This is a genomic window from Psychrobacter sp. AOP3-A1-26, assembly GCF_052378235.1.
Lineage (GTDB): Bacteria > Pseudomonadota > Gammaproteobacteria > Pseudomonadales > Moraxellaceae > Psychrobacter.
This window is the reverse complement of the sequence record NZ_JBQSXN010000163.1, coordinates 1-1,963: the sequence shown is the minus strand read 5'-3', so window position 1 is coordinate 1,963 and position 1,963 is coordinate 1. Positions and strand designations below refer to the sequence as shown.

Below are 1,963 nucleotides of genomic sequence, written 5' to 3'. Positions count from 1 at the left end.
TATTTGAGTATTTGAGTATTTGAGTATTTGAGTAAAATTTGTTTCTTTCGACAATATAAGGCGGCAAACGTGCCAAGAAATTTAAACTAAGATCAATATGTCAGCTTTCATATGTACGTTTTAAAAAGATACATGAAGACATATCAAATTATCCCTTTGCTTCTTACTAATATATGTACAGATATAAGTACAGATATAGTATATACTAGTATAACATTCAACCTATAATGATAGGTCATATAACCAACATAATTAAACGTGGAGTAATTATTATGGACGTTGTGAACTACACTGATTTTAGAAAGAGCTTAGCAAAGTATATCGATAAGGTAGACACTGATAAAGGCCCGATATTAATTACAAGACAAAATGCTAAACCGACGGTATTAATGAGTTTAGAAGAGTTTAACTCGTATGAGGAAACACTGCATCTTTTAAGCAGCCCTACCAATGCCAAGCGTCTCAGACGCTCTATTGCTGATGCTAAAGCTGGTCGCTTGATTGAACGTGAGATTGATGCCAAAGATATGCCACTCACTTTTGATGATGAGGTAGACGCTTGATACTATCTTGGACGGAAGACGCGTGGGAGGACTATGAGTACTGGCAAAGAACCAGTAAAGAGAAAGTCAAACAGATCGGTAAGCTGATTAAAGCCATCAAACGTGACCCATTTAAGGGTATTGGCAAACCTGAACCACTCAAACATGACCTTGCAGGCTACTGGTCTCGTCGAATTGATCAAGAGCATCGGTTGGTTTATGAAATTCAAGATGATGCGATCATTATCGTCCAGTGCCGTTATCATTACTAAGCAAAGGTATAACAGCTCAAAAAGTGCCTGATTTATAATTAGGCACTTTTTCATAGTGATAGGTAGTTAGTTAATGTCCAGAAACGTTCTTTAATTCTTGAGACATCTCAGCAATCAACTGACGCGAGTACTTAGCCACGATTTGTATTTCAGAATAGCTATGGTCAACCTTTAAGAGACTTGCGATGATTTGACGCTTCTTAGTAACGGGTCTACGGCTTCTATGTTTATTTTCTGCTTTAGCCTAAGTAATTTAAAAATGCCCTAGATATTAAAAACCTAATCTATATGACAAACAAAAAAATGCCTCTGGGAGTTGACTCCTAGAGGCATTTAGTTTTAAATGTAATTAACGGTTACAGAGTGCGTCAACACGCTGTAACGAACAAATAAGCACCAGAACTGCGTTATTTGAACAGCATTAAATGCCCGTGTAGGTGCATTTTATCTAAAATCTGCGTTCAAATCAATCATTGTCATATATCTAAACGTAACAGTGACTCCACCTCGCATCTTTGTGCCTATTCCCTGTAACCGTTACCCGTCAAATGGGTGGCAGGCCTCGGCGACGACTGCGTTTGACATAAGGGTGAGCTCCCTACAGGGGTGACTAGACAAAGGATCAGAGCAACGCAATGAGTGGTTACTCGTGCATATCGTAGCGGTATATTGGGTTTAGGCCCTTGCTAGCGTATGACAGCACAGTAGCGGTTAAGAGCGTGTCTAGGCGGTGCTATCAGCCGTAATCTTAACAACCGTAGCTTGATACAGTGATACGGTCTTGATGACGCGATGGGCGATGAAGTCGGCATGACTAATCACATCAAATCCAAGGAATGCACTAAAGCGTTTGTGAGTATTTTTTTACTCATAAACGCTTTAGGGTGAGTGTTCCTTGAAATCTGCTCAAGGCTCCAAAATCAGCATAAATTCACTTAGGCTAATTTAAGTAATATATAGCCCCCTAGGCTATATATTATAAGAGTCCAGGGAAAAATTTAGAATAGTTACTATACAACAGTCACTTATTCAGTGAGTCGATATTGTCATGGTTGATTCATAAGGTTAGTGTGAATAGAACGGGATCTATGCCTTGGGGTAAAGTCTCTCCCACACTTATAACTGTTCTTTATCTTGAAATCCTAATTA

Annotated in this window: 2 protein-coding genes; both read left to right on the top strand. The window is 38.9% G+C overall.

Annotation, left to right across the window (positions count from 1 at the left end):
* The first annotated feature begins 272 nt into the window (after nt 1-272).
* Nucleotides 273-563, top strand: a complete 291-nt coding sequence (locus ACT3TU_RS14050) for a type II toxin-antitoxin system Phd/YefM family antitoxin (RefSeq protein WP_087813576.1) — start codon at nt 273-275, stop codon at nt 561-563.
* The gene (locus ACT3TU_RS14045) at nt 560-814 is read left to right on the top strand and encodes a Txe/YoeB family addiction module toxin (protein ID WP_087813577.1); all 255 of its coding nucleotides are present in this window, start codon (nt 560-562) and stop codon (nt 812-814) included. Before ACT3TU_RS14050 ends, ACT3TU_RS14045 begins: the two co-directional genes overlap by 4 nt.
* The last annotated feature ends 1,149 nt before the right edge of the window (nt 815-1,963 follow it).

Bases quoted from the DNA above. Each gene is read 5' to 3' on its own strand.
- ACT3TU_RS14050 (WP_087813576.1), top strand. From the start codon at position 273: ATGGACGTTGTGAACTACACTGATTTTAGAAAGAGCTTAGCAAAGTAT.